The sequence below is a fragment of the Amycolatopsis sp. cmx-11-32 genome, from assembly GCF_047608695.1.
Classification (GTDB): Bacteria; Actinomycetota; Actinomycetes; order Mycobacteriales; family Pseudonocardiaceae; genus Amycolatopsis.
Genome location: NZ_JADNQN010000002.1, coordinates 261,331 through 286,322, shown reverse-complemented (window position 1 = coordinate 286,322; position 24,992 = coordinate 261,331). Strand labels below are relative to the sequence as shown.

The window sequence follows — 24,992 nt, the reverse complement described above, 5'->3', positions numbered from 1 at the left end:
CAAGGACCGCAACCAGAGGACTAAGTGCGGGGGTTCAGCCCCCCAGGTAGTCGGCGATGGCCTTCGCGATGACGGCGGCGTACTGCTGACGTCCCTCTTCGCTCGACATCGCCGCGGCTTCGGCGGCGTTGCGCATGTTCCCGCATTCGATGAGCGCGGCCGGCCGGGTCGAGAGGTTGAGACCCCCGAGGTCGGCGCGGGGCGCGAGCCCGTTCGAACCGAGATAGGTCGACGTCGGGAAGCCACCAGCGCGGATGCCGTCCCGTAGCGCCGTCGCGAGTTTCGTCGACGGCTCGCCCTGCTGGGCGTTCAGGGGCGGGGCCGAATAGGCGACGTGAAAGCCGTGCGCGCCCTCGGAATGGGAGCCGTCGGCGTGGATCGACACGACCGCGTCCGCCTGCGCGTCGTTCCCGATCGCGGCGCGTTCGTCGACGCACGGTCCGACACCGGTGTCGTTCCGCCGGGTGAGGACGACCCGGATTCCTTTGGCAGTCAAGGCCTGCGAGATCCGCTGCGAGACGTCCCAGGTGAACGCGTGCTCGGGATAACCGGAATTCGTCGCGGTTCCGGTGGTGTTGCACGGTTTCCTCTTCCCGCGCCCCGCCGGGACCTGTTTGTTGATCTCGCCGGGCTTGCTCGCGTTGCCGCCGTTGTGCCCGGGGTCGAGCACCACGACCTTGCCCGTCTTCGGCTGCGACGTGGGGGGAGGCGGCTGAGGAGCGCTCGAAGGCGGCACGCGCGGCACGCTCGGCTGCGGAAGGGTGGTGAGGACGGTGGCCGTCCCCGGTGGAGCAGGAGTCGACGGCGGCGCGGCGGGGGTTTCCACACCGCACGCCGTGAACAGCGTCAATCCGATCGCCACCACAAGGCTCAGCCGTCGTCGCACGGCGCCCACGGTGCCATACGAGTGACGGCTAGGCTGGTAGGCGGCACAGGATATTCCAGGAGAGGACCGATCGGATCATGGTGCAACCCGGTGGCGGCTTCGACCTGTCGCAGATCATGCAGCAGGCACAGCAGATGCAGCAGAAGCTGGTCGAAGCCCAGGAAGAGCTGGCCAACACGGAGGTGACCGGCACTTCCGGTGGCGGTCTCGTCACCGCGACCGTGTCCGGTGACAGCCAGCTCAAGTCGCTGTCCATCGACCCCAGGGTGGTCGACCCCGACGACGTCGAGACCCTGTCCGACCTGGTCGTCGCGGCCGTGCGGGACGCCTCGGCCAACGCGCAGAAGCTCACCGAACAGAAGCTCGGCCCGCTCGCGGGCGGCCTCGGCGGCGGGATGCCGGACCTCGGCGGCTTCCCCGGGCTCGGCGGCTAGCTTGTACGAGGGTGTCGTCCAGGATCTGATCGACGAGCTCGGGCGGTTGCCCGGCGTCGGTCCCAAGAGCGCGCAGCGGATCGCCTTCCACCTGCTGGCGGCCGATCCCGCGGATATCGCGCGTTTGCAGGAAGTGCTCGGCAAGGTCAAGGAAGGCGTGCAGTTCTGCGAGGTCTGCGGCAACGTCTCGGAGCAGGAGACCTGCCGGATCTGCCGCGACACCCGCCGCGACCTCACGGTCATCTGCGTGGTCGAGGAGCCGAAGGACGTGCTCGCCGTCGAGCGGACGCGTGAGTTCAAGGGCCGCTACCACGTGCTCGGCGGTGCGCTGGACCCGTTGTCCGGCATCGGGCCGGAGCAGCTGCGGATGCGCGAGCTGCTGGCGCGGATCGGCGGCGCGGAGATCAGCGAGATCATCATCGCGACCGACCCGAACACCGAAGGCGAGGCGACCGCGACGTACCTCGTGCGGATGCTTCGCGACTTCCCCGGCCTGTCGGTGACCCGGCTCGCTTCGGGGCTGCCGATGGGCGGGGACCTGGAGTTCGCGGACGAGCTGACGCTGGGCCGGGCGCTCTCGGGACGCCGGGTTCTCTAGCCTCCGGATGCCATGAACGGTCCGTTACTTGCAAAATTTGCAAGTAACGGACCGTTCATGGCACGCGAGAGAGGCGAAGCGCGTCAGCAGTAGCCGAGGCGCGCCAGCGTGTCGACGATGATCTCCGACGGGTGGAACTTCTCGACCCAGGACTCACCGCGGCGGTTCTGGTAGGTGTCGAGGAAGTTCCGCAGCTTGTCCCCGCGCATCTCGGTCAGCACGACGGTCTCGCCGAGGTGCTGCGGCGTCTCGGTGCGCTCGCGGTGCACGGCGCACGGCAGGCCGAGGTAGTAGCACTCGGCCGAAAGGCCGCCGGAGTCGGTGACGACGTACTCGGCGCGCGCGACCAGCGGCAGGAACTTCAGGTACCGCATCTTCGGCTGGATGATGAAGTTCTTCTCGTCGAAGAGGTTCGCCAGGCCCAGCGCGCGGATCTTCTCGCGCTCGGGCGCGCCCGCCATGTAGAGGATCGGCATCTGCTTGCTCTGCTCGCGCAGGATCTCCAGCGCCTCGCGGTACTTGTCCGCGCGCGAGACCAGTTCGAAGCGGTGCAGGGTGGCGAGGCCGAACTTCTCCGGCAGGCCCTCGATGTCGAGCGGCCCGTTGATCGCGAGCCGCATCGCGTCGATCGCGGTGTTGGCCTCGGTGTCGACGACGACGCCGCGGGCGTTACGGAGGTTGTTCACCTCACGCGCGCTCGGCGCGAAGTGCATGTCGACGATCTTCGCGGCGATCTTCCGGTTCAGTTCTTCCGGCAGCGGCGACATGATGCTGCCCGACCGCGCACCCGCCTCGACGTGCCCGACCCGCGACTTCAGGATCCGCTTCCCGATGAGCGAGCCGTACGGCGTGGTGAAGGTGTCCCCGTGCACCAGCACCAGCGGCGGGCGGCCGTCCTCGACCAGCGCGGCCTTCAGCTCGGCGCGGCGGCTCCACGCGGTGCGCAGCACCTGCGCCGCCCAGCCGGGGACCTGCGCGGGCGACTCCAGGTTGTGTGCCTTCTCCTTCGGCACCAGCCAGACGTCGGGCTCCGGGAGGTTCAGGTCGGCGAGAACGTCCGAGACCTCGTCGACGTGCTGGGCGGTGAACCAGATCTTCGGCCGGACCCCGCGTTCGAGGATGCCGTGGTAGACGGGCGCGATTTTGATCAGTTCCGCCGTGGTGCCGAGAATGAAAGAAATCACCGGAAGAGCCATTCTGTCGGAGTCTGCGGTGCCCGAAGGATACTGGTGGGCCGCGCAAGGTAGCCTCGCCGGGGTGAGTGCGAATTCGCTCCTCCCTGCCCTGTCCGTCGTGATCCCGGTCTACAACGAGCAGGACTGGATCGACCGCAGTGTGGGCGCGCTGATCGCGTCGGCACAGGCGGCGAACTGGCCGGTCGAGGTCGTCGTCGTGGACGACGGCAGCACCGACGGCACCCCGGAGAAGCTGGTCAGGCTGCGGGAGCTGTACGGGATCACCGTCCTCTCCCAGCCGAACGGTGGCCGGTTCGAGGCACGCCGGGCGGGGATCGCGAAGGCGTCCGGGACGCAGATCCTGCTGCTCGACAGCCGGGTGATCGTGGACTCCGGCTCGCTCACCTTCCTCCGTGACCAGCTCGTCGACCAGCCCGAGCGCACGGTGTGGAACGGTCACATCAACGTCGCGTCCGAACACAATCCGTACGCGGGATTCATGGCGGGACTGGTCAAGATCCCGTGGCGCCGTTATTGCGCGAACCCGAGGTTGATGTCCTTCGGTATCGAAGAGTTCGATGTCTTCCCGAAAGGAACCGGATTCTTTTCCGCGCCGAGAGACGTTCTCGAGAATTCGTCCAACGCGTTCGAGTCGCTCTTCGAAGACGTCCGTTTCGCCAGTGACGACACCGGTGTGCTGCGCTGGATCGCCGAACGCCACCGCATCTTCCTCGCCCCGGAGTTCTCCGCGACCTACCACGGTCGCGATTCGTTCAAGAAGTTCGTCGGGCAGTCGTATTTCCGCGGCACCACGTTCGTCGATTCGTATCTCGCGTCGCCAGGTCCCGCACGTAACGGCCTGTTCGCCGCGATGGCCGTCGGAGTGCTCGGACTCGGTGTCGCCGCGAAGCGTCCGAAGACCGCCGTCGCGCTGGCCGCCGCGGGTTCGACGGCCGCCGGGTTCGCGGTGACGAAGTTCGGCGCGACCAAGGCCGAGGCCAAGGCGGTCGCCCAGCTCACGCCGGTCTTCGCGGCCGGGTTCGGCGCCGGAGCGCTCCGAGGTCTCTTCCTGGCGCTGCGAGCCCGGCTGCGTCGATGAGTGCTGTGAGCAGCGAGGAACTGGCAAAGGACACCGGGAAATCCGCCGGTCGGATCGGCGTCTGCCTGCTGATCGCGATCGCCCTCGGCTACGCGCTCACCGTCGTCTGGGGCCGGACACTGTCCACAGCGGACAACGCCGTCCTGCTCTCCTTCTGGGGCATGTTGATGGGGCTGGGCGCCGCCCTGTCCCCGCTGGAACAGGAGATCTCGCGCCAGTCCGCGCACGCCGCGCTCGAAGGCCGCAAGGCCGGACGCCCCGCGGTGATCGCCTTCGTCACCAGCCTGGTCGCGGTCGCCGTCGCGGCACTGTTCACGCTCATCCCGGCGGTGACCGACAAGGTCTACGGCGGTCAGTTCGCGCTCGCCGTGATCGTGCTGGCAGGCGGGCTTTCGTTCGCCTTCCAGTTCGCCGCGCGCGGACTGCTCATCGGCCAGGACCACGTCCGGTCCTACTCCTGGCTGATCCTGGTCGAAGCGGCCGTGCGGATCCTCGTGGTCGCCGCGCTGGTGGTCGCCGGGCTCACCCAGCTGTACTGGTTCGCCATCGCCGCCGCGACCGGCTCGTTCGCCTGGCTGCTCTTCGCCCGCGGCGCCGCCCGCCTGGTCGATCCCAAGCTCGACGCCGACGAGCCCGTGAAGCCGGTCGTCACGAACATGCTGATGCTCCTCGCGGGCGCGGGGCTCACCGCGAGTGTCATCACCGGCTACCCGGCGCTGGTCAGCCTGCTCGCGCCAGGCGGCGACAAGGACAAGCTCGGTGTGCTCTTCCTCGCCCTGTTCGTGGCCAGGACGCCGCTGACGCTGATGGCGCCGGTCCAGGCGCTCGCGGTCCCGACCGTGGTGCGCCTGTCCAGCACCGAAGAGGGCAAGCACCGGCTGCGCAGGCTGCTCGCGCTGGGTTCGGCGGGCGCGCTGGCGCTGGCGGCCCTCGGCGCGCTGATCGGCTGGCTGATCGGCCCGTGGGTGGTCCGTCTCGTCTACGGCGCCAAGAACGACCCCGAGGCCTGGTGGATGGCAGGGCTGGTCTGGTCGTCGGTGCTGCTGGCCGCGATGCAGCTCCTCGCCGCCGTCCTTGTCGCGCAGGCCAAGGCCACGAAGGTGCTGATCACCTGGGCCGTCGTCGTCGTCGCGACCGCGCTGGTGCTGCTGTTCTTCCCCGGTGACACCGTCGTGCGCGCCGTCGTCGGCCTCGCCGCCGGCCCGACGGCAGGGCTGCTAATCGTCATGGCGTTCGTGGTGAGAGGCGCTCCCGGGACGGGCAACGCACAGCCGTCCGAAACGTCTCGATAGTGTGGCCGCGCCATCACGGGCCGGAAAGTCCGATGGCGTTTTGACGCCGAATAGGGTTGGACAGCGAATTCGATGAACGTTCTTTTGATAGTGCTGGCGTTCTGGCTGCCGGGGCTCGTCTTCGGTGCCGCGATCAGGCTGCGCGGCTGGACCCTCGCCGCCGCGGCCCCGCTGCTGACCTTCGGCCTCGTCGCCATCGGCATCCCGATCCTCGGCGGTTTCGGCATCCGCTGGACCATGCTGAACGTCAGCCTGTGGGTCCTGCTGCTGTCCGTCGCCGGTTTCGGCCTTTCGTTCCTCGTGCTCCGCTTCACCGCGAAGCGCCACCCCGAGTGGGACGAAGACGGAGAGGACGCGCCGAAGCGCTCCCCGCGTGATCACCTGCTGATCGGCGCCGGTGTCGTGGTCGGCCTCGGCGTCGGCGCGGTGACCTTCCTGCGCGGTTCGCACACCCTGGAGAACGTCCAGCAGGGCTGGGACGCGCCGTTCCACGGCAACCTGGTGCGCTGGATCGCCGAGCACGGCGACGCGCGCGCGTCGACGGTCGGCACCATCGCCAACCTGCCGAACCAGACCGACTACTTCTACCCGGATACCTATCACGCGCTGCTCGCCCTGATCTTCGGCAAGGGCGGCCTGACGATGATGCCGACGCTGAACCTGGCGGCGCTCATGGTCGTGCTGACCATCCCGGTCGGCGTCGCCGCGATGTGCCGCGCCTGGCGGATGCCGGTCCTCGCGACCGCCGCCGCCGCGGCGGTGTCCACCTGGTTCACCGCCTTCCCGTACGACTCGCTGTGGCGCGGCCCGCTGTGGCCGTACGTCGCCGGTGTGGCACTCGTGCCCGCGATGCTCGCGCTGGCCCGCCTGCTGCTCAAGCCGCGCGGTGTCGCCGGACCGGTCGCGATCGGCGTCGGCGTCGCCGGGCTGGCCGGCCTGCACACCAGCCTGATCTTCGTGATCATGGTCTATTTCCTGCTGATCCTGCTCGCGGTCCTGTTCCGCTTCGAGAAGATCAGCTGGCGCCGCAGCGCGGCCTCACTGGTGGCCACGATCGTGCTGGCGGTCGTGCTGGGGCTGCCGACGGTGCTGCCCGCGCTCTACAACGCGGGTGGCGTGACCAGCGCGTTCTGGGCGTCGGAGACCAGCGTGTCCGGCGCGCTCGGGCAGACCATCACGTTCTCGCCGATGGCGTCGTTCCCGCAGTGGTGGATCGGCATCCCGGCGATCATCGGTGTCTTCTTCCTGGTGCGGCACCGGCGGATGCTCTGGATGGTCGGCGCGTACGTCGTGCTCGGTGGCCTGTTCGCCGCGACGATCTCGCTGGAGACCCCGCTCATCCACACCTTGACCGGGGTGTTCTACAACGACCACTGGCGCGTCGGCGCGCTCGTCCCGTTGGCGGGCGCCGTCGCGTTCGGCGAGTTCGTGCACACCGCGTCGGGCAAGTTCGCCGAGAAGCTCGGCGAGCGCAAACCGAACCTGAACCCGTACACCGCGACCATCGCCGGCGCGCTGGTGGTCGGACTGGTGGTCGCGGTGCTGAGCAGGGGTGGCTACATCGGCCGCAACTCCGCGCGGCTGGCGATGAACTACGGCGACGGCCCCTCGGTCAGCAAGGGCGAGGAAGAGGCCTACGCCTGGCTCGGGAAGCACGTCGTACCCGGCGAGCGCGTCATGAACGACCGGGCCGACGGTTCGGTGTGGATGTACGCCCTCGCAGGGGTTCAGCCGGTCGAGTGGACCAACTACGGCGCCGGGTTCACCACCAAACCGGGCTGGCTCAGCGTGTTCCTCAACGACATCAACCGCGAGCCGCGCGTGCGTGCGGCGCTCACCGACCTCAAGGTGCGCTACGTGCTCGTCGGCAAGGGCAAGGTGGCCCCCAACGCGCAGTCCGCGGTGGGCCTCCAGCGCCTCGAAATCACTCCGGGTTTCAAGCGCGTCTTCCACAACCCCGACGCGTCGGTCTACGAAATCGAAGGTCAGCAAGGTGTGGTCGCCGCCGGCGCCACCACCGGGTCCGACACCGCTCACGGCCAGTAAGAAGATAGAGTGATCCAGTGTCCAGTACGTCCGTGACCACCCGTCGCGTACTCATCGTGATGCCTGCCCTGAACGAGCAGGCCACTGTCGGTGCGGTCATTTCCCAGGTCAAGCAGTCCTTGCCGGGTATGGACGTGCTGGTGGTGGACGACGGTTCGTCCGACGACACGTCCAAGCTCGCCCGCGCCGCGGGCGCGCAGGTGGCCCGCCTGTCGGTCAACCTCGGCGTCGGCGGGGCGATGCGCACCGGTTTCCGGTACGCGGCCGCCCGTGGCTACGACGTCGTCGTCCAGGTGGACGCCGACGGCCAGCACGATCCCGACGAGGTCGCCGCCCTGCTCGACGCGCTCGACGAGGCGGATATCGCGATCGGCTCGAGGTTCGCGGGCAAGGGTTCGTACAAGGCGAGTGGCCCGCGGAAATACGCGATGGTCGTCCTCTCGTTTGTTTTCTCCCGGCTCGGGAAGACCAAACTCACCGACGTGACCTCCGGGTTCAAGGCGATGGGCCCGAAAGCGATCAAACTCTTCGCGGGGTACTACCCGGCCGAATACCTCGGCGACACGGTCGAGTCGCTGGTGATGGCGATTCGCGCCGAACTGAAGATCAAGGAAATCCCGGTGATCATGCGGGAACGGATCGGTGGGACACCGAGCCATTCACCGGTGAAATCGGCCGTCTACCTCGGCCGCGCCGGACTCGCCCTGCTGCTGGCGCTGGTGCGCCGCCGCCCCGCCGTCGACTCGTCGGATTCGGCGTAAAAGGAGCTGATCATGGACGGCTGGCGCATTCTCAGCATCGTCGTCGCCTGTCTGGTGCTGTTCGCCGTTCTCGAGATGATGCGACGGCGGAAACTGCGCGAGAAGTACGCGGGTGTTTGGCTCGTCCTCGCTCTCGGCGTCGTGGTGCTCGCACTCGTTCCGCAGGCCGCTGATTTCCTGGCTCGCGTGACCGGCGTCCAAACACCGTCGAACTTCGTATTCCTCTTGGCCGGTGTGGTGCTGGCGCTGGTCGCGTTGCATCTGTCGACCGAGGTCGGGCATCTCGAAGAAGAGGTCCGGACCTCCGTCGAAGAGATCGCGCTGCTCCGCTGCGAACTCGCCGATGCCCAGCGTGAACTGGAAGAACGCGTCGCCGCTCTCGAAGCGAGGACAGCCACTCCCGACAACGTCAAAGGGCTCCCCGAAGTGAGCCCCGCACGCGCACGCTGATCGACGCGGTTCTGGCGGCCCCGGCCCGGCTCGGTGCCGTTCGCCTGCTCGCCATCGACGGGCCTTCCGGATCGGGGAAGTCCACACTTGCCGGGAAGGTCGTCGCGGACCTCGACAGCCGCGGTATCCGGGTCGCCCTGGTCAGCACCGACGAATTCGCCACCTGGGACGAACCCGTTTCGTGGTGGCCGAGGCTGGAAACCGGTGTCCTGGAACCGCTGCGCGCGGGCAGGCCGGGCGGCTACCGGCGCGTGGACTGGACCAGCGGCGTTCCGCGGCCGGGCGAAGAAGTCAAGATCGACGTTCCCGAAGTCTTTGTGCTGGAAGGTGTTTCCAGTGGCAGGGCGCGGATCCGGCCGTCGTTGTCCCTGCTGACCTGGCTGGACGGCGGGAGCGAGACCGAACGCCTCGACCGCGCCTCGGGCCGGGACGGCGAGGAATCACGGGCGGAGCTGCGGCGCTGGCAGCTGTTCGAGCGAGGGTGGTTCGGGGTCGACGGGACCAGGGCCGCGGCGGATCGGGTAGTCACCTCTCGTGAGTGGTAAGGACACCTCTCGGCTCAGCAACATCACCTTCCTGTACTTCCAGAGCGCGAGGCGCGATCCATGCCGCACCGCCGGTGTTTGTCCACTTTGTCAGTGACCCATTGGGTGTAGTGGTGGACACCCATTTGCGTCAGTGGTTCGGCACTCTACGCGTTAGTGGGCCCGAATTGATTACGCTCCGTCCGGAATTGTGGACACTTTGCGGTCGTATTGGCCTTCGTGTAGCGCGATCGTAACCTCGCGTGCTTAAGTGCGGGCCGAGTTCCCGCTAGTGTCGGCGAACACACCGATCGTCCGCGGAGTTCGAGTTCCGACCGACGCCGGCGGTGCCTAAAACACCGAAATTCTCCTCAAGGGGTGCCAGATGCAGCAACTGCGGGCGACCCGAGCACGCCGTGTGGCCCTGATCGGGCTTGCCGGCGCACTCGCGGTCTCCATTTCCGCCTGTGCCGATTCGAAGCGTGAAGAAGGCGCAGGGGGTGGCTCGGGAGGCACCATGGTCTTCGGCGCCGCCGGTAACCCGAAGACGTTCGACCCGCTTTTCAACGACGACGGTGAGACCTTCCGCATCATCCGCCAGATGATGGACACCCTGATCATGAACAAACCGGGTACCGCGGACCTCGAGCCCGGCCTGGCGGAGAAGTGGGAAGGCAGCAACGAAGGCAAGACGTGGACCTTCTCCCTGAAGAAGGGCGTGAAGTTCCACGACGGCACCCCGTTCAACGCCGAAGCGGTCTGCTTCAACTTCAACCGCATGTTCAACATGAAGGGCGCCGCCGCCCAGAGCCAGATGATCTACTACGGCGACGTCTTCGAGGGCTTCGCCAAGAACGAGGGTGACGCTTCCGGCGCCCCGGTGTTCAAGGACTGCCAGGCCAAGGACGAGTCGACCGCGATCCTGAACCTGAACAAGGCCAAGGGCGCGTTCCCGGCGGCCTTCACGCTGCCGTCGTTCTCGATGCAGAGCCCGGACGCGCTGAAGAAGTACAACGCGGACAACGTCACCCAAAGTGGTGACTCGTTCTCCTACCCGGAGTACGCGCTGCAGCACCCGACCGGCACCGGCCCGTTCAAGTTCGACAGCTGGGACCAGGCCAAGGGCGAGATCACGCTGTCGAAGGCGACCGACTCCCCGACCCAGACGGCCAAGCTCGACAAGCTGGTCTTCAAGGTCATCCCGGACGAGAACGCCCGCAAGCAGGCGCTGAAGGCCGGCGACATCCAGGGCTTCGACTACCCGTCGCCCGCGGACTACGGCCTGCTGCGCAACGACGGTGAGCAGGTGCTCATCCGCCCGTCGTTCAACGTCCTTTACATGGGCATCAACCAGAAGAACAACCCGAAGCTGAAGGACCTCAAGGTTCGCCAGGCGCTGGCCTACGGCCTCAACCGGGAACAGTTCGTGAAGTCGAAGCTCCCCGAGGGCGCCGAGACCGCGACCCAGTTCGTGCCGAAGGCGATCGACGGTTACAACGACAACGTCACGAAGTACCCGTACGACGCGGAGAAGGCCAAGGCCCTGCTGAAGGAAGCCGGCGCCGAGGGTATGACGCTGAAGTTCTACTACCCGACCGAGGTCACCCGGCCGTACATGCCGAACCCGGCGGACATCTTCACCTCGCTGTCCGAGGACATGAAGAAGATCGGCATCAAGGTCGAGCCGATCGCCCAGCCGTGGAACGGTGGCTACAAGGACGCCGTGCAGAAGCGTGGCGAGCACGACGTCCACCTGCTCGGCTGGACCGGTGACTACAACGACGCCGGTAACTTCGTCGGTACCTTCTTCGGCCGCGAGAAGGCGGAGTTCGGCTTCACCAACCCCGAACTCTTCAGCGCCCTCGCCGCCGCCGACGCCGCGCCCGCCGGTGAGGCGCACACCAAGGCGTACCAGGAAGTGAACAAGCAGATCATGGATTACCTGCCCGCCATCCCCATCTCCTACGGCCCCCCGGCGATCGTCGTCGGCCCGAAGGTGAAGGGCCTGGTGGCCAGCCCGCTGACCGACGAGCGTTTCTACACCGTCACGGTCAACTGATCCACCACCACTGACGGCTTCAGGGGGTGGGCGCTACCGCGCCCACCCCCTGCGGCCCATTCCCGGGCTGGCAACAAAGGAACGCACGTGCTCCGTTTTCTCGTGCGTCGGCTGCTACAAGCGATACCGACGCTCCTGATCCTGTCCATTTTGATCTTCGCCTGGCTCCGGTCACTGCCCGGTGGCCCCGCCGGCGCCCTGCTGGGTGACAAAGCGACGCCGGAGAAGATCGCCGACCTCAACCGGATTCTCGGCCTCGACGATCCGATCTTCGTCCAGTACTTCAAATTCCTCGGCCGGGCCATCACCGGCGACTTCGGCAACTCGCTGGTCTCCGCCCAGCCGGTCATGTCGGAGATCGGGAACTTCCTTCCCGCCACTCTCGAACTGGGCTTCTGCGCGATGCTCATCGCGGTGGGCCTCGGTATCCCGTTCGGCTACCTGGCCGCCCAATTCCGCGGCGGGGCCGTCGACAACGTCATCATCGTGCTCACCCTGGTCGGCGTCGCCGTACCGGTGTTCTTCCTCGGTTACATGATGCAGGACGTGCTCGCCGCCCCGCTGGGACTTCCTTCACAGGGGCGTCAGATGGCAGGGCTCGACGCCACCACCATCACCGGTTTCGCGGTCTTCGACGGCATCATCACCCAGGAATGGGACGCCGCCTGGGACGCCATCCTCCATCTGGTCCTCCCCGCGTTCGCGCTGGCCACCATCCCGCTCGCGGTGATCGTCCGGATCACCCGCGCGTCGGTGCTGGACGTGCTGAACGAGGACTTCATCCGCACGGCCAACTCGAAGGGCCTCACCCAGCCGGTCGTCCGGCGTCGTCACGTGCTCCGCAACGGCCTGCTGCCGGTGGTCACCACCATCGGCCTGCAGACCGGCGCGCTGCTCGGTGGTGCGGTGCTGACCGAGCGGGTGTTCAACTTCCGCGGCCTCGGCTTCCTGCTCGCCGAAGGCATCGAACGGCGTGACTACCCGCGACTGCAGGCGCTGCTGCTGTTCGGCGCGCTCGTGTATGTCCTGGTGAACATGCTGGTCGACGTCTCGTACGGGCTCATCGACCCGAGGGTGCGTGTCCGATGAACACTTTGCTGAACAAGAAGAAGGAGCCGATCGACAAGCTCGCCGCGTCGTCGGCGAAGGGGCACAGCCTCGGTGGCGAGGCGATGCGCCGGATGGTGCGGAGCCCGGTGGCCATCACCGGCGCCGTGATCACCGGACTGTTCCTCCTGGTGGCGATCCTGGCGCCGTTCATCGCGCCGAAGGACCCCTACGAGCGATACCTGCAGAGCGAGGTCATCCTCGGCCAGGGCATCATCCCCGGCGCGCAGGCCGGTTTCCCGCTCGGTGTCGACGACTTCGGCCGCGACTACCTTTCGCGGCTGCTCGTCGGCGCGCAGAACACGCTGCTGGTCGGTGTGCTCGCGACGATCATCGGCGTCGTGGTCGGCATGATCATCGGCGGTCTCGCCGGTGCCTTCGGCGGCTGGGTCGACACGGTGCTGATGCGCCTGGTCGATGTCATGCTGTCGGTGCCGTCGCTGCTGCTGGCGATCTCGGTCGCCGCGCTGTTCCAGAAGCCGAGCCAGTGGACCGTGATCGTGGCCGTGTCGATGGTCGGCGTGCCGATCTTCGCGCGGTTGCTGCGCGGTTCGATGCTCGTGCAACGAAGTAGCGACCATGTGCTCGCGGCGACGTCGCTCGGCGTCAAACGCGGAACGATCGTGTTGCGGCATATGCTGCCGAACTCGCTCGGCCCGGTCATCGTGCAGGCCACGCTGACACTGGCGACCGCGATCCTCGAAGCGGCGGCGCTGTCGTTCCTCGGTCTCGGCGACCCGGACCCGAACCGGGCGGAGTGGGGCATCATGCTGAGCCGCAGTGCTCGGCAGTTCCTCGACATCCGCCCCGAGCTGGCGTACTACCCGGCCATCGCGATCATCGTGGTCGCGCTCGGGTTCACGCTGCTCGGCGAGTCCTTGCGGGAAGCCCTCGATCCGAAGAACAGGCGGTGATTTCTCATGGCTCTCCTTGAAGTACGCGACCTCAAGGTCGTTTTCCAGCGACGTGGCGAGAAGCCGTTCGCCGCGGTGGACGAGGTCAGTTTCGACGTCGAGCCCGGCCAGACGGTCGGCCTGGTCGGTGAGTCCGGCTGCGGTAAATCCGTGACGTCACTGGCGATCATGCGGTTGCTCGCGAAGCGCGGCAACCACGTCAGCGGTTCGGTGTCGTTCGAAGGCACGGATCTGCTTCGCCTGTCGGACCGGGAAATGCGGGACCGCCGGGGACGCGACCTCGGCATGGTCTTCCAGGATCCGCTGTCCTCGCTGAACCCGGTCATCCCGATCGGCCTGCAGATCACCGAGGTGCTGGAGCGGCACCGCGGGATGTCGCGCAAGGCGGCGTCGGTGGAAGCGACGGAACTGCTGGACAAGGTCGGCATCCCCGACCCGGCGCGGCGGCTTTCCGAGTACCCGCACCAGCTTTCCGGCGGGATGCGGCAGCGCGCGCTGATCGCGATCGCGCTGGCGTGCCGTCCGCGGCTGCTCATCGCCGACGAGCCGACCACCGCGCTCGACGTGACGATCCAGGCGCAGATCCTCGCGCTGCTGCGGGAACTGGTGCAGGACACCGGGACCGCGCTGATCATGATCACGCACGACCTCGGTGTCGTCGCCGGTCTCTGCGACGAGGTCAACGTGCTCTACGGCGGCAAGATCGTCGAGCGCGCCGAACGGCACGCGCTGTTCGCCGAGCCGCGGCACCCGTACACGCACGGCCTGCTCGCCTCGATCCCGCGTCTCGACGCGGGCCGCGGCGAGAAACTGATCCCCATCAAGGGATCCGTCGCCGACAACATCCCATGGGACGGCGGTTGCGCCTTCGCCCCCCGCTGCCCGAACGCTCTCGGCGTGTGCCGGGAGGTTTCACCGCAGCTGACCCCCGATCGAGGTGGGCTGCTGCGCTGCCACAACCCGGTGATCCCGGCCGTGGCCGCACGAGGAGGGGCACGATGACCTCAGTGGTACCGACGCGGGAAGTGCTGCTCGAGGTCAACGACCTCAAGGTGCACTTCCCGATCAAACGCGGCGTCGTGGTCGACCGCACGGTCGGGCACGTGTACGCCGTCGACGGCGTCGACCTGGCCATCCGCAAGGGCGAGACCTACGGCCTCGTCGGGGAATCCGGCTGCGGGAAGTCCACTTTGGGCAGGGCGATCCTCCGGCTGACCGAACTGACGGGCGGCAACGTCGTCTTCGACGGCACGGACGTCGCCGGGCTCAAGGGCGAGGAACTGCGCAAGGCGCGCCGCCGGATGCAGATGGTCTTCCAGGACCCGATGTCCTCTTTGGACCCCCGGCAGTCGGTGGAATCCATTCTGCTGGAAGGAATGAAGGCGCACGGCCTCGACAAGGACAAGGAAGCGACCGCCAAGCGGCTGCGCGAACTCCTGTCCGACGTCGGTCTTCCGGAGTCCTCGCTGCGGAAGTACCCGCACGAGTTCTCCGGCGGTCAGCGTCAGCGCATCGGCATCGCGCGGGCACTGGCCGTCGAGCCGGACCTGATCGTCGCCGACGAACCGGTGTCCGCGCTGGACGTCTCGGTGCAGGCGCAGGTGGTCAACCTGCTGGAAGACCTGCAGGAGAAGCTCGGCCTCACGTACCTGGTGATCGCGCACGACCTCGCGGTGGTGCGGCACATCTCCGACCGCATCGGCGTGATGTACCTCGGCTCGCTGGTCGAGGAAGCCGACGCGGACGCGCTGTACGAGAACCCGCTGCACCCGTACACGCGGGCGCTGCTTTCGGCGATCCCGGTGCCGGACCCGACGGTGGAGGACACCCGGGAGCAGATCCTGCTCGCCGGCGACCTGCCCTCGCCGGCCCGGCCGCCGTCCGGCTGCCGGTTCCACACGCGGTGCCCGTGGAAGCAGCAGAGCCTGTGCGACACCGACCGCCCGCAGTTGCGGGAGATCGGCGCGGGGCACCGGGTCGCCTGCCACTACGCGGAGGACATCCGTGACGGGCGGATCAAACCGCACGAGGTCAAGGCGGAACTCGTCGACTCCGGGGACCTGAACCCCGACCTCGGCGGGCTGCCGGACGTCGGCTCGGCGGCCGAGATCCTGTAGTTCGTTTCGTAGGAGTACGTGAGGCAGGTGAAGGGGACTTTCCCCGCATGCCATGCGGGGAAAGTCCCCTTCACCCCTCGCCCATGAGTAGTTGAGCGGCGTGACCGGCATTCACCGCCGCTTTCGGGCAGACTCGGTGTCATGCGGGTCACAGTGCTGGGTGCTTCGGGGCGGACGGGGATTCACGTGGTCCGGCTTCTGCGGGGGCGGGGACATCAGGTGCGGGCGGGGTTGCGCAGCCGTCGCCGCGCCGAGGAGGTCGCCGGTCTCGGCGCCGAAACCGTGGTCGCGGACGTCACCGCCGACGCGGACGACCTCGTCGAGGCCCTCGCCGGCTCCGAGGTGGTGATCAGCGCGATCGGCGCACCCGACCCGGATCAGGCGTCGGTGGACCTCGTCGATCGTGACGGCGTGATCACCGCGATCCGCGCCGCGGAGAAGGCGGGTGTCGCACGGTTCGTGCAGTTGTCCGCGCAGTTCGCCGATTCGCCGGATCAGGGCGACCGCCTGGTGCGCTCGATCCTGATGGCGAAGCAGATCTCCGACAGCGTCCTCCGTCGCTCCAGCCTGAACTGGACGATCGTCCGTCCCGGCACGCTCACCGACGACCAGCCGAGTGGTCACGTCAAGATCGCCGGTCACCTCGAACCGGGTCGCGTCTCCCGTGCGGACGTCGCCGCCGTCATGGTCGCGACCCTCGAAGAACCGTTGGCCGAGAACCAGGGTTTCGACGTCATCGGTGGCGACATCCCGATCCCGTCGGCACTGGCCTCGTTCAGCTGAGCGCCTTCTTCCGCTCCCGCGACGCCCGCAGGTTCGCGACGTTCCCGCAGGTCTTCACGTCGTGCCAGACCCCGCTGTTGTTGCGCGAGACGTCGTAGAACGCCGAACGGCAGCCGTCGAGACGGCACAGTTTCAGTCGCGGCCAGATCCCGGACTGCTGCGCGAGCAGCGTCTCCGTCCACAGCGCCGAGGTGAGCCAGTGCCGCCCGGTGCCGGACGGGAACAGCCGGACGACGCCGTCCCGCAGGACCAGATCCGCCTTCGACGGCTTCACGGCCGAAGCGTCGCCGTCGTCGACGAGCGCTACGAACGACTCTCGAAGGTCGCGAAGCGCGCGAAGGTCGCCCTCGGTCAGCGTGATCTCGGGCACGTCGGCGTCTCGGGTCCGTGACCATTCAGCCAGCGCCTCGGCCGTCCATGGCCGCGCGAGGTCGGCCTCGCTCAGCAGGTCGAGGCCGTGCGTCTTGATCGCCTTCGTGTTGAGGAAGTCCTGAACGAGCGCCAGCCCCGAGGGGGCGGTGCGTAACCGGTACCGGTCCGTCGCGGTCCATGACATAGATCAAGCGTACTTGACTCTGTCGAAGTACGTCTGCACTCCGTCCGGTCGTCGGCGTCCACCTTGGCTCTCCCAGCCGAAGACGGTGCGGTTCAGTCGAGATCTCCGGCACCAGCCGGATCGGTGCGGAGAAAACCGTTGGCGGAAGCTCGCCGGGCCGGGGTATTTTCGCCGCCATGTGTGCTTCCGCCTTCACTCGGACCCGCCGCGCCTAGCGGCGGATTCCGCGTCTCCAGCAAGGAACCGCCGCCCGAGCGAGTCATCGCCGGGCCTGCTTCAGGCTGCCCGGCTCACCTCGAAGCCGCGGAGATCCCTTGCGCACACAGCGTCCTGGCCGTCATGAACTCGGCCAGAACTTCCTCATCGACCGGAAAACCATCGAAACCGTCGTGGAGCTCGTCGCCGCCACTGGCGGGCCCATCATCGAGATCGGCGCGGGCGACGGCGCGCTGACCCTTCCGTTGCGGCGGCTGGGCAGGCGCCTGACCGCCATCGAACTCGACGACAGGCGCGCCGCCAAGCTCGCGAGCCGGGTCCAGCCGCCGACGGAGATCGTCGCCGCGGACTTCCTGCGGCACACCCTCCCGTCGACGCCGCACGTGCTGGTCGGCAATCTGCCGTTCCATCTGACCACCGCGATGCTGCGCCGCGTCCTGCGCGCTCCCGGCTGGACCGAAGCCGTGCTGCTCGTGCAATGGGAGGTGGCGCGCCGCCGCGCGGGTGTCGGCGGCGCGACCATGATGACCGCGCAGTGGTGGCCGTGGTTCGACTTCCGGCTGGTCACGAGGGTCCCGGCGACGGCGTTCCGCCCCAGGCCCGGTGTCGACGGCGGGCTGCTGACCATGACCCGCCGGACACGTCCGCTCGTCGCGGACGCCGACCGTGAGCACTACCAGGACTTCGTCCAGCGGGTGTTCACCGGACGGGGCAGAGGGATCACCGAGATCCTGGCCGCGTCTCGCGAGACGCGGCAGTGGCTCAAAGCGGAAGGGATCGCGCCCACCGCCTTGCCCAAGAGCCTCACCGCATGCCAGTGGGCTGAGGTGTTTCTGCTTCAGCGAGGAAGTCCGGCTCGCGCACGCGGCGTTTCGCCGACCCGAACAGCACCCCGCCGATGACGACGGCCGCCGCGACGACTTCGAGCAGCGAAGGCCGCTCGTCGAGCACGAGGAACGCCATCGACAGCCCGACCACCGGCACCAGCAAGGAGAACGGCGCGACCACGCCCGCCGGATTGCGGCGCATCAGCGACGTCCAGATCCCGGAGCCGACGATCGTGCCGAACAACACGACGTAGGCCAGACCGCCGAGGCCGATCAGCCCGGTCGGGGTACCGAGAGTGGAAATTGAGTGCCACTGCGCTCCTGGTCCCTCCATGACCAGTGACAGCGCGAACATCGGCAGCGGCGGCACCACGGACATCCAGAGGACGAAGTTCAGCGGGTTGTCCGGTGCCGCCTGCCGCGTGCTCAGGTTGCCGAACGCCCAGCTCAGCGCGCCGAGCAGGGTCAGGATCACCGGCAGCAGGACGGCGTTCCCGGCCTGCTGCCAGGCGATCGTCGCCATCCCGGCGACGGCGAGCAGGATCCCGGCCAGTTGCCGTCCGGACACGCGTTCCCGCAGGAAGACGGCGCCCAGCAGGACGGTGAACGGGGCCGAAGCCTGCAGTACCAGCGAGGCGAGGCCGGTCGGCATACCGGTGTCCATCGCGATGAAGAGGAACGCGAACTGCCCGGTGCCGAAGCCCAGCCCGTAGCCGAGCAGGTGGCGGATCTTCACCTTCGGCCACGGCACGAACAGGATGGTCGGGATCGCGATGACCGCGAAACGCAGGCCGCCGGCGAAGACGGGAGGGAACTGCCCGAGGGTGGCGTGGATGGCGAGGAAGTTGCAGCCCCAGAGGACGGCGACGAGCAGGGCGAGCAAACGGTCGCGGGCGGGCATACCTTCACTCTTACGGGCGTATATAGTGAAGGACAAGCGACAATATTTTCAGTGACCGTTCAGTTTCACTTCACATATGCTGGCGGTATGGACATCGGCCGGTTGCGGACCTTGCGGGAGTTCGCCGATCGCGGCAGCGTGACGGCGGCCGCCAAGGCGCTGCACTGCACCCCGTCCGCGGTTTCCCAGCAACTTCGCGCGTTGCAGGGTGACGTCGGGCTCGCGCTGACGGAACCGGCTGGCCGGGGTCTCCGGCTGACCGACGCGGGCCGCGCGCTGGTCGCCCGCGCGGACGACGTGCTCGCCGCGCTCGACCGCGCGGAGTCCGAATTGGACACTTACCGCAGCGCTCCGCGCGGGCGGGTCCGGGTGGCGATCTTCCAGTCGGCCGGGCTGATGCTGCTGCCCGGATTGCTGAGCCGCACGGCGGAATTCGAGGGACTGGACGTCATCGTGCGCGACCTCGACATCACCCCGCAGGAGGTCCCCGGGCTCGTCGCGGATTACGACATCGTGGTGGCGCACCGGGACGAGCACGCGCCGTCGCTCGGTTCGGAGCGGCTGGAGACACGGCACCTCCTGCGGGAACCACTCGACGTCGCGCTCCCCGCGGGGCATCGGCTCGCGAAGCGGCGCCGGATCGAACTCGCCGAACTGGCCGACGAACGCTGGATCAGCGTCAACGCCGGGTTCCCGGTCGACGACATCCTCCAGTCGCTGATCATCCGCACCGGCGTGCGTCCGCAGGTCGTCCAGCGGATCAACGATTTCCGCATCACCGAACGGCTCGTCGCCGCCGGGCACGGGATCGCACTGCTGCCCCGGTACACAATGGACACTCGACGGGGCAGTGGCCTGGTCTGCCGCCCGCTCGCCGGGATCAAGGCGGCGCGGCATGTGGAAGCGGTCTGCCGGCTCGGCGCGTCCTCACGGCCCGCGGTGTCGAAGGTGCTCGACGCGCTCGCCGACGAGGTCGCCGCGCTCACGGGCGAGCGTGACCCCGCAGGTGGTCCAGCGCGATCTTGAGCGCGTCGGCGATCGGCGTGAGGTCGTGCCGCAGATGCGCCATCAGCAGGCCACCCTGCACGCAGGTCATCGCGGCCTGCGCGAGCCTTGCCGGGTCGACGTCTTCGGCGAGCTTTCCCTGTTCCTGCAACGATTTCAGTCCGCGTTCGAGGTGTGACTCCCACTCGCGATAGGCGTTGTCGAGCAGTGGCGCGATCTTCGGGTCGTCCCCGAGTTCGCCGGCGAGGTTGCCGAGGGGGCAGGCGATCGGGCCCTTCGGCGTCGTCTGGATGGCCAGGATCTCCTGTGCCCACTGGTCGAAGTCGGCCCAGTCGTGCAGTTCGAAGATGGTCGGCTGGTTGCCGAGGATGTTTTCCAGGAAGCGCGCGATGACCGCCTCGACGAGCTGATCCTTGTTCTTGAAGTAGTGGTACATCTGCGATTTCCCGGCCCCGCTCGCCGCGAGGACCTTGTCGACGCTCGTCCCGGCGACGCCGTTGACGTACATCAGTTCCGCCGCCGCGTCGACGATCGCGTCCCGCGTCAGCCGCCCGCGAGGTGTCTTCGCCGGTTGACCGTTCATGTACCGAATAGTACAGTCAGCCGTACTGTACCGATTAGTACAACCCAGGGAGCTGATGATGGGGGATCTCGACACCGACCTCGCCGAGCTGCGAGGATCCGTCGCGAGCCATGTTCCGGCGGAGATCGCCGAGGTGCTCAAGGCCGACCGCGAGAAGTTCGTCGGACTGGTAGCCGAGGTGGCCGCGAAACCGGGGACGGCGATGCCGGACCTCGCCCTGCCGGACGCGAACGGCGCCAAGGTCCCGGTCGCGGAAGGACCCGCCGTCGTGGTGTTCTACCGCGGCGCGTGGTGCCCGTACTGCAACCTCGCGCTGCACGCGTATCAGCGGGACCTTTTGCCGGAACTGGAGAAGCTGGGGGTGAAGCTGGTCGCGGTCAGCCCGCAACTGCCGGACGACTCACTGTCCACAAAGGACCTTGAATTCACCGTGCTGTCCGACGTGGGTAACGAACTCGGGCGTGCGCTCGGCATCACGTTCCGGCTGGCCCCGGAGACGAAGCCGGCGTTCGACACGCTCATCGGCGACGTCGGGAAGATCAACGGTGAGCCGGAGTGGGAACTGCCGTATCCGACCGTCCTGGTCGTGGACCGCGAAGGCGTCATCCGCTACATCGACGTGCACCCGGACTACACCACCCGCACCGACCCGGCCGATGTCCTGGCCGCGGCGAAAGCCCTTCGCACCGTGTCTTCCGGCTCCAAGCACGCATGATCCGGCTGTAAGCACGCGTCTTCCGTCGAGCCACACCCGTCGGTGAAAGTACATGAAGGCCCCCATCCAACATCGCCAGTGACTGCAAGAGCTGGGGTTCCTGAGGGAAACATGTTTCCGAACCCTTGTCGACCAGGCTCCGCAACCGGTTGGGACCCCGCGACGATGAAGGAATTGGGACACCCAACGTCCCAATTCCTTCATCGTCAGCCTCACCTGGCGACGAAGAGCCGCCGGACCTGCAAGACCTCGACTTTGCCGGGACCCTGACCTGGGCACAAGGATGGGGCCTTCATGTACTTGAGTGGACTTACCGGTTCGCCCGGTTCACCGCCGAGACGACGGCCCGCAGCGAAGCGGTCACGATCGAGGCGTCGATCCCGATGCCCCAGTAGACCCGGTCGGAGATCGCGCACTCGATGTACGAAGCCGCGCGAGCGTCGTCACCCGGCGAGAGTGTGTGCTCGCTGTAGTCCAGCAGCCGCAGGTCGAACCCGACGGTCGACAGCGCGTCGAAGAACGCCGCGATCGGGCCGTTCCCGCGGCCGGTGACCTCGTGCTCGTCGCCCTCGACCCGCACGGTGGCGGTGATGTCGTACTCGCCGTCCCCGTTGTCCCTGACGTGCTGGCGGACCAGCTCCAGCGGCGTCTTCAGCTCCAGGTACTCGGCCGAGAACGCGTTCCACATCGTGGCCGGGTCGACTTCACCGCCCTCGGTGTCGGTGTGGCGCTGGACGACCTTCGAGAACTCGATCTGCAGCCGCCGCGGCAGGTCGAGCTGGTGCTCGGCCTTCATGATGTAGGCGACGCCGCCCTTGCCGGACTGCGAGTTCACCCGGATCACGGCCTCGTAGTTGCGGCCGATGTCCTTCGGGTCGATCGGCAGGTACGGGACCTCCCACGCGTGCTCGTCCACCGGGGTTCCCGCCTTGTCGGCGGCGGCCTTCAGCGCGTCGAGGCCCTTGTTGATCGCGTCCTGGTGACTGCCGGAGAACGCGGTGAACACCAGGTCACCGGCCCACGGGCTGCGTTCGTGCACCGACAGCTGGTTGCAGTATTCGACGGTCCGCTTGATCTCGTCCATGTCGGAGAAGTCGATCTGCGGGTCGACGCCCTGGCTGTAGAGGTTCATGCCCAGCGCGACCAGGTCGACGTTGCCGGTGCGCTCGCCGTTGCCGAACAGGCAGCCTTCGATCCGGTCCGCGCCCGCCTGGTAGCCGAGTTCGGCGGCGGCGATGCCGGTGCCGCGGTCGTTGTGCGGGTGCAGCGACAGGATCACCGAGTCGCGGCGCTCCAGGTTGCGGTGCATCCACTCGATCGAGTCGGCGTAGATGTTCGGTGACGCCATCTCGACGGTGGCGGGCAGGTTCAGGATGACCGGCTTCTCGTGCGTCGGCTGCCAGATCTCGGTGACCGTGTTGCAGACCTCGAGCGCGTAGGACAGCTCGGTGCCGGTGTAGGACTCGGGCGAGTACTGGAAGCGGAAGTCGGTGTCCGGCTGCTTCGCCGCGTACTCGACGACCAGTTCGGCCGCCTGCGAAGCGATCTTCGTGATGCCGATGCGCTCCTCGCGGAACACCACGCGACGCTGCAGGATCGACGTCGAGTTGTAGATGTGGACGATCGCGCGCGGCGCCCCTTCGAGTGCTTTGAAGGTGCGCTCGATCAGCTCGGGACGGCACTGGGTCAGCACCTGGATGCTGACGTCCTCCGGGATGGCGCCTTCGTCGATGATCTCGCGGACGAAGTCGAAATCGGTCTGCGAGGCCGCCGGGAAACCGACCTCGATCTCCTTGTAGCCCATGCGGACCAGCAGGTCGAAGAACTTGCGCTTGCGCGCGGGCGACATCGGGTCGATCAGGGCCTGGTTGCCGTCGCGCAGGTCGACCGCGCACCAGAGCGGGGCGGTGTCGATGCGCTTGTCCGGCCAGGTGCGGTCGGGCAGGTCGATGTTCTCGACCAGGTCGTACCAGGGGCGATAGCGATGTACGGGCATCGAAGTGCCGCGCTGGGTGTTCCACGCCTGTTGCTCGGAAGGGGCAGGACGCGTGGGCTTACGAATACTCATGAGGGGTCGGTTCTCCTGAAGAATCGGGTGCGACGACCGGCACCACGAAGCCCCGCGACGGGGAGCCGGTCAGATCAGGCCCCGTCGCGGCAGCGAAGCAGGAGAGCTCGAGCCACGACGCCACCTTAACCGCGAGATCTCTCGAAAGGAAACCCGGGCCGCGATCGAACCGTGATCGGAGTGGCGCCCATTCGGGTTACTCGCGGGTAGCAATCGGACCAGGGAGCGTGCCACACTGCCCGGCATGGGCGAGCACGCTGAAGAGAAGGAAACCGCTGATCAGAAGACCAAGCGCAAGGTCGACTGGCGTGCGGGCGGCGGCCGCGCGGCCGGGGTGCTGGCGAGCGTGATCCGCTGGGCAGGCCTGATCTTCGCCGCGATCCTGGTGTTGCACGTCGTCTTCGTGATCGGCGAGGCCAATCCGGACAACGGCATCGTGTCGTTCGTGCGCGGTTGGGCCGACGGGTTGCTCCTCGGCTTCAAGGACCTCTTCATGCCCGAGGACGCCAAGCTCCGGGTGCTGATCAACTACGGCGTCGCCGCGATCTTCTGGATGGTGGTCACGGGGATCCTCGCCAAGATCATCCGTCGCGTCGGCGGTTCCAGCTAGCGGCGGGGCACTCAGCTCAGCTGATCTTGAGCCGCTCGTACGCTTCGACGGCGGCCTTCGGGTCGTCGGCGGTGAACTTCACGACGAGGACGGACTCGGTCTTCCTGAGCGGCCGGGTCACCGTGACGGGTTCACGCAGCTCCGCGACCAGATTGGTTTCGTAGTAGTTGTCGTGGCTTTCCTTCGAGTGCCGCAGGCTGACGACGTTCTCTCTCGGGATCCGCACGTCGTAGAACAAGCCTGCCTCGACCAGGCTCACCACGGAGACGCCTTGCCGTTCGAGCCGTAGGGCACCGCCACGGCGTCATCGGCGACGCCGTCCGTGCGGCGCCGCAGATAGAGCCACAAGCTGCCATGGTGCGGGCCTCGTTCCGGAAATGCCTAAGCAGAACCCCCATCTCCCCCAGGTCAGCGATCGAACTGGGTCAGGATCTTCAGCGCGTCGGCGGAACCCGGGTCCTTCGGTGTGTAGATCTCCAGCCGGTGATCGGGGCTGTCGGGCTGGACCCATACCTGGTAGTCGACGTCGACCGCGCCGACCGTGGGGTGCTGGAGACGCATGGCACCGACGGTGCAGTCGGCGACGTCACCGGTCGCCCAGAGCGCCGCGAAGTCGTCGCTGCGCATGGTCAGTTCACCGATGAGCCCGGCGAGACGGGCATCGGTGGGATAGCGGCCCGCCGTCAACCGCAGGTAGGCGACATGGACGCGGGCGAGTTCGGCCCGGTTCCGGTACAGGTCGCGGGTGAGCGGGTCGAGGAAGAACATCCGCGGGAGGGACGGGCGCCGCTCCGGATCCCGCGGCGCGTCGAACGAGACGTGTTCGGCCATGAGCGCGTTCCCGGCGTGGTTCCACGCGAGTACGTCGCCGCGACGGCCGAAGACGAGGGCGGGCACGGCCTCGCCGAGGTTCTCCAGCAGCGCGAGGACCCGGGGGTGCGGGTCCTCCTGGCCGGGATCGGAAAGCCGGGGAAGCGCGGACCGCTGGGCGAGATTGTGCAGGTGGCCGGTTTCGACGTCGTCGAGCCGGAGCGCGCGGGCGAGCGCGTCGAGCACCTGCCGTGAAGCGGTCTCGGCCAGTCCCTGTTCGAGTCGCGTGTAGTACCCGGCGCTCACCCCGGCGAGCTGGGCGAGTTCTTCGCGGCGCAGGCCGGGCACGCGGCGGGAAGTGCCGTAGGTGCGCAGGCCGATCTCGGCGGGGGTCACCCGGTCACGACGGCTCTTGAGGTACAGACCGAGGCTTTCCATGGCTCCGAGCCTAGGTTC

General features: G+C 67.6%; 26 protein-coding genes. 18 read left to right on the top strand and 8 right to left on the bottom strand.

Annotated features, from left to right (window positions below; translation table 11 throughout):
* Nucleotides 1–34: 34 nt before the first annotated feature.
* Nucleotides 35–895: an N-acetylmuramoyl-L-alanine amidase gene (locus ACM6LR_RS06025; protein WP_414943347.1), complete on the bottom strand. Its 861-nt coding sequence runs from the start codon at nt 893–895 to the stop codon at nt 35–37.
* 68 nt (nt 896–963) lie between these two features.
* On the opposite strand from ACM6LR_RS06025, the gene ACM6LR_RS06020 reads away from it, so the two are divergent.
* Nucleotides 964–1,320 (top strand): YbaB/EbfC family nucleoid-associated protein, encoded by a 357-nt coding sequence (locus ACM6LR_RS06020; protein WP_414936936.1) that lies wholly within the window; start codon nt 964–966, stop codon nt 1,318–1,320.
* Between the two features lies 1 nt (nt 1,321).
* Nucleotides 1,322–1,918: a recombination mediator RecR gene (gene recR / locus ACM6LR_RS06015; RefSeq protein ID WP_409495296.1), complete on the top strand. Its 597-nt coding sequence runs from the start codon at nt 1,322–1,324 to the stop codon at nt 1,916–1,918.
* 83 nt (nt 1,919–2,001) lie between these two features.
* Here recR and ACM6LR_RS06010 read toward each other — a convergent pair whose 3' ends face one another.
* Nucleotides 2,002–3,114: a UDP-N-acetylglucosamine 2-epimerase gene (locus tag ACM6LR_RS06010; RefSeq protein ID WP_414936937.1), complete on the bottom strand. Its 1,113-nt coding sequence runs from the start codon at nt 3,112–3,114 to the stop codon at nt 2,002–2,004.
* A 61-nt stretch (nt 3,115–3,175) separates the two neighbouring features.
* Between ACM6LR_RS06010 and ACM6LR_RS06005 the strand changes: the two genes are divergently transcribed.
* From ACM6LR_RS06005 to ACM6LR_RS05950, 12 genes are all read left to right on the top strand, one after another.
* The gene (locus ACM6LR_RS06005) at nt 3,176–4,192 is read left to right on the top strand and encodes a glycosyltransferase family 2 protein (RefSeq protein WP_414936938.1); all 1,017 of its coding nucleotides are present in this window, start codon (nt 3,176–3,178) and stop codon (nt 4,190–4,192) included.
* On the top strand, nt 4,189–5,484 hold the full coding sequence (locus ACM6LR_RS06000) for a hypothetical protein (RefSeq protein ID WP_414936939.1): 1,296 nt from the start codon (nt 4,189–4,191) through the stop codon (nt 5,482–5,484). The genes ACM6LR_RS06005 and ACM6LR_RS06000 overlap by 4 nt, the downstream gene beginning before the upstream one ends.
* Nucleotides 5,485–5,556: 72 nt before the next feature.
* Nucleotides 5,557–7,530, top strand: a complete 1,974-nt coding sequence (locus ACM6LR_RS05995) for a DUF6541 family protein (RefSeq protein ID WP_414943346.1) — start codon at nt 5,557–5,559, stop codon at nt 7,528–7,530.
* Between the two features lie 59 nt (nt 7,531–7,589).
* A complete protein-coding gene (locus tag ACM6LR_RS05990; RefSeq protein ID WP_414937127.1) occupies nt 7,590–8,291 on the top strand; it encodes a glycosyltransferase family 2 protein in 702 nt (233 codons plus the stop codon).
* Nucleotides 8,292–8,303: 12 nt separating this feature from the next.
* Nucleotides 8,304–8,741: a DUF2304 domain-containing protein gene (locus ACM6LR_RS05985; protein ID WP_414936941.1), complete on the top strand. Its 438-nt coding sequence runs from the start codon at nt 8,304–8,306 to the stop codon at nt 8,739–8,741.
* Between the two features lie 44 nt (nt 8,742–8,785).
* The gene (locus ACM6LR_RS05980) at nt 8,786–9,286 is read left to right on the top strand and encodes a uridine kinase family protein (RefSeq protein WP_414937128.1); all 501 of its coding nucleotides are present in this window, start codon (nt 8,786–8,788) and stop codon (nt 9,284–9,286) included.
* A 496-nt stretch (nt 9,287–9,782) separates the two neighbouring features.
* A complete protein-coding gene (locus ACM6LR_RS05975) occupies nt 9,783–11,324 on the top strand; it encodes an ABC transporter substrate-binding protein (RefSeq protein ID WP_414937129.1) in 1,542 nt (513 codons plus the stop codon).
* A gap of 87 nt (nt 11,325–11,411) precedes the next feature.
* Nucleotides 11,412–12,413, top strand: coding sequence for an ABC transporter permease (locus ACM6LR_RS05970; RefSeq protein WP_414936942.1), 1,002 nt, complete (start codon nt 11,412–11,414; stop codon nt 12,411–12,413).
* Complete coding sequence (locus ACM6LR_RS05965; protein WP_414936943.1) at nt 12,410–13,345, top strand: ABC transporter permease; 936 nt, start codon at nt 12,410–12,412, stop codon at nt 13,343–13,345. The genes ACM6LR_RS05970 and ACM6LR_RS05965 overlap by 4 nt, the downstream gene beginning before the upstream one ends.
* A 6-nt stretch (nt 13,346–13,351) precedes the next feature.
* Nucleotides 13,352–14,347: an ABC transporter ATP-binding protein gene (locus ACM6LR_RS05960; RefSeq protein WP_414936944.1), complete on the top strand. Its 996-nt coding sequence runs from the start codon at nt 13,352–13,354 to the stop codon at nt 14,345–14,347.
* A complete protein-coding gene (locus ACM6LR_RS05955; protein ID WP_414936945.1) occupies nt 14,344–15,462 on the top strand; it encodes an ABC transporter ATP-binding protein in 1,119 nt (372 codons plus the stop codon). The genes ACM6LR_RS05960 and ACM6LR_RS05955 overlap by 4 nt, the downstream gene beginning before the upstream one ends.
* A gap of 141 nt (nt 15,463–15,603) precedes the next feature.
* Entirely contained in the window at nt 15,604–16,245 is a 642-nt protein-coding gene (locus ACM6LR_RS05950; protein WP_414936946.1) for an SDR family oxidoreductase, read from the top strand.
* On the opposite strand, the gene ACM6LR_RS05945 is transcribed toward ACM6LR_RS05950, so the two are convergent.
* The gene (locus ACM6LR_RS05945) at nt 16,238–16,801 is read right to left on the bottom strand and encodes a CGNR zinc finger domain-containing protein (RefSeq protein WP_414936947.1); all 564 of its coding nucleotides are present in this window, start codon (nt 16,799–16,801) and stop codon (nt 16,238–16,240) included. The genes ACM6LR_RS05950 and ACM6LR_RS05945 overlap by 8 nt on opposite strands.
* A 314-nt stretch (nt 16,802–17,115) precedes the next feature.
* Between ACM6LR_RS05945 and erm the strand changes: the two genes are divergently transcribed.
* Complete coding sequence (erm, locus tag ACM6LR_RS05940; RefSeq protein WP_414936948.1) at nt 17,116–17,919, top strand: 23S ribosomal RNA methyltransferase Erm; 804 nt, start codon at nt 17,116–17,118, stop codon at nt 17,917–17,919.
* Here erm and ACM6LR_RS05935 read toward each other — a convergent pair.
* A complete protein-coding gene (locus ACM6LR_RS05935) occupies nt 17,822–18,745 on the bottom strand; it encodes an EamA family transporter (protein WP_414943345.1) in 924 nt (307 codons plus the stop codon). The two genes, erm and ACM6LR_RS05935, sit on opposite strands and share 98 nt — an antisense overlap.
* An 87-nt stretch (nt 18,746–18,832) precedes the next feature.
* Between ACM6LR_RS05935 and ACM6LR_RS05930 the strand changes: the two genes are divergently transcribed.
* Nucleotides 18,833–19,771, top strand: a complete 939-nt coding sequence (locus ACM6LR_RS05930) for a LysR family transcriptional regulator (RefSeq protein ID WP_414936950.1) — start codon at nt 18,833–18,835, stop codon at nt 19,769–19,771.
* Here ACM6LR_RS05930 and ACM6LR_RS05925 read toward each other — a convergent pair.
* Nucleotides 19,728–20,333 (bottom strand): TetR/AcrR family transcriptional regulator, encoded by a 606-nt coding sequence (locus tag ACM6LR_RS05925; protein WP_414936951.1) that lies wholly within the window; start codon nt 20,331–20,333, stop codon nt 19,728–19,730. The genes ACM6LR_RS05930 and ACM6LR_RS05925 overlap by 44 nt on opposite strands.
* 58 nt (nt 20,334–20,391) lie before the next feature.
* Here ACM6LR_RS05925 and ACM6LR_RS05920 point away from each other — a divergent pair, with 58 nt between their 5' ends.
* Entirely contained in the window at nt 20,392–21,048 is a 657-nt protein-coding gene (locus ACM6LR_RS05920) for a peroxiredoxin-like family protein (RefSeq protein ID WP_414936952.1), read from the top strand.
* A 310-nt stretch (nt 21,049–21,358) separates the two neighbouring features.
* On the opposite strand, the gene leuA is transcribed toward ACM6LR_RS05920, so the two are convergent.
* Nucleotides 21,359–23,116: a 2-isopropylmalate synthase gene (gene leuA, locus ACM6LR_RS05915; protein WP_414943344.1), complete on the bottom strand. Its 1,758-nt coding sequence runs from the start codon at nt 23,114–23,116 to the stop codon at nt 21,359–21,361.
* Between the two features lie 244 nt (nt 23,117–23,360).
* On the opposite strand from leuA, the gene ACM6LR_RS05910 reads away from it, so the two are divergent.
* Complete coding sequence (locus ACM6LR_RS05910; protein ID WP_414936954.1) at nt 23,361–23,726, top strand: hypothetical protein; 366 nt, start codon at nt 23,361–23,363, stop codon at nt 23,724–23,726.
* Nucleotides 23,727–23,742: 16 nt separating this feature from the next.
* On the opposite strand, the gene ACM6LR_RS05905 is transcribed toward ACM6LR_RS05910, so the two are convergent.
* Together ACM6LR_RS05905 and ACM6LR_RS05900 are read right to left on the bottom strand one after the other, a co-directional pair.
* The gene (locus tag ACM6LR_RS05905; RefSeq protein ID WP_414936955.1) at nt 23,743–23,988 is read right to left on the bottom strand and encodes a hypothetical protein; all 246 of its coding nucleotides are present in this window, start codon (nt 23,986–23,988) and stop codon (nt 23,743–23,745) included.
* 146 nt (nt 23,989–24,134) lie between these two features.
* Nucleotides 24,135–24,974 carry a helix-turn-helix transcriptional regulator gene (locus tag ACM6LR_RS05900; RefSeq protein WP_414943343.1) on the bottom strand — a complete coding sequence of 280 codons (840 nt, stop codon included), beginning with the start codon at nt 24,972–24,974 and terminating at the stop codon, nt 24,135–24,137.
* Nucleotides 24,975–24,992: the final 18 nt, after the last annotated feature.

Bases quoted from the DNA above. Each gene is read 5' to 3' on its own strand.
- ACM6LR_RS06020 (WP_414936936.1), top strand. From the start codon at position 964: ATGGTGCAACCCGGTGGCGGCTTCGACCTGTCGCAGATCATGCAGCAG.
- ACM6LR_RS06010 (WP_414936937.1), bottom strand. From the start codon at position 3,114: ATGGCTCTTCCGGTGATTTCTTTCATTCTCGGCACCACGGCGGAACTG.
- ACM6LR_RS06000 (WP_414936939.1), top strand. From the start codon at position 4,189: ATGAGTGCTGTGAGCAGCGAGGAACTGGCAAAGGACACCGGGAAATCC.
- ACM6LR_RS05995 (WP_414943346.1), top strand. From the start codon at position 5,557: ATGAACGTTCTTTTGATAGTGCTGGCGTTCTGGCTGCCGGGGCTCGTC.
- ACM6LR_RS05990 (WP_414937127.1), top strand. From the start codon at position 7,590: ATGCCTGCCCTGAACGAGCAGGCCACTGTCGGTGCGGTCATTTCCCAG.
- ACM6LR_RS05985 (WP_414936941.1), top strand. From the start codon at position 8,304: ATGGACGGCTGGCGCATTCTCAGCATCGTCGTCGCCTGTCTGGTGCTG.
- ACM6LR_RS05975 (WP_414937129.1), top strand. From the start codon at position 9,783: ATGGTCTTCGGCGCCGCCGGTAACCCGAAGACGTTCGACCCGCTTTTC.
- ACM6LR_RS05965 (WP_414936943.1), top strand. From the start codon at position 12,410: ATGAACACTTTGCTGAACAAGAAGAAGGAGCCGATCGACAAGCTCGCC.
- ACM6LR_RS05960 (WP_414936944.1), top strand. From the start codon at position 13,352: ATGGCTCTCCTTGAAGTACGCGACCTCAAGGTCGTTTTCCAGCGACGT.
- ACM6LR_RS05955 (WP_414936945.1), top strand. From the start codon at position 14,344: ATGACCTCAGTGGTACCGACGCGGGAAGTGCTGCTCGAGGTCAACGAC.
- ACM6LR_RS05950 (WP_414936946.1), top strand. From the start codon at position 15,604: ATGCGGGTCACAGTGCTGGGTGCTTCGGGGCGGACGGGGATTCACGTG.
- ACM6LR_RS05945 (WP_414936947.1), bottom strand. From the start codon at position 16,801: ATGTCATGGACCGCGACGGACCGGTACCGGTTACGCACCGCCCCCTCG.
- ACM6LR_RS05935 (WP_414943345.1), bottom strand. From the start codon at position 18,745: ATGCCCGCCCGCGACCGTTTGCTCGCCCTGCTCGTCGCCGTCCTCTGG.
- ACM6LR_RS05930 (WP_414936950.1), top strand. From the start codon at position 18,833: ATGGACATCGGCCGGTTGCGGACCTTGCGGGAGTTCGCCGATCGCGGC.
- ACM6LR_RS05925 (WP_414936951.1), bottom strand. From the start codon at position 20,333: ATGAACGGTCAACCGGCGAAGACACCTCGCGGGCGGCTGACGCGGGAC.
- ACM6LR_RS05920 (WP_414936952.1), top strand. From the start codon at position 20,392: ATGGGGGATCTCGACACCGACCTCGCCGAGCTGCGAGGATCCGTCGCG.
- leuA (WP_414943344.1), bottom strand. From the start codon at position 23,116: ATGAGTATTCGTAAGCCCACGCGTCCTGCCCCTTCCGAGCAACAGGCG.
- ACM6LR_RS05910 (WP_414936954.1), top strand. From the start codon at position 23,361: ATGGGCGAGCACGCTGAAGAGAAGGAAACCGCTGATCAGAAGACCAAG.
- ACM6LR_RS05900 (WP_414943343.1), bottom strand. From the start codon at position 24,974: ATGGAAAGCCTCGGTCTGTACCTCAAGAGCCGTCGTGACCGGGTGACC.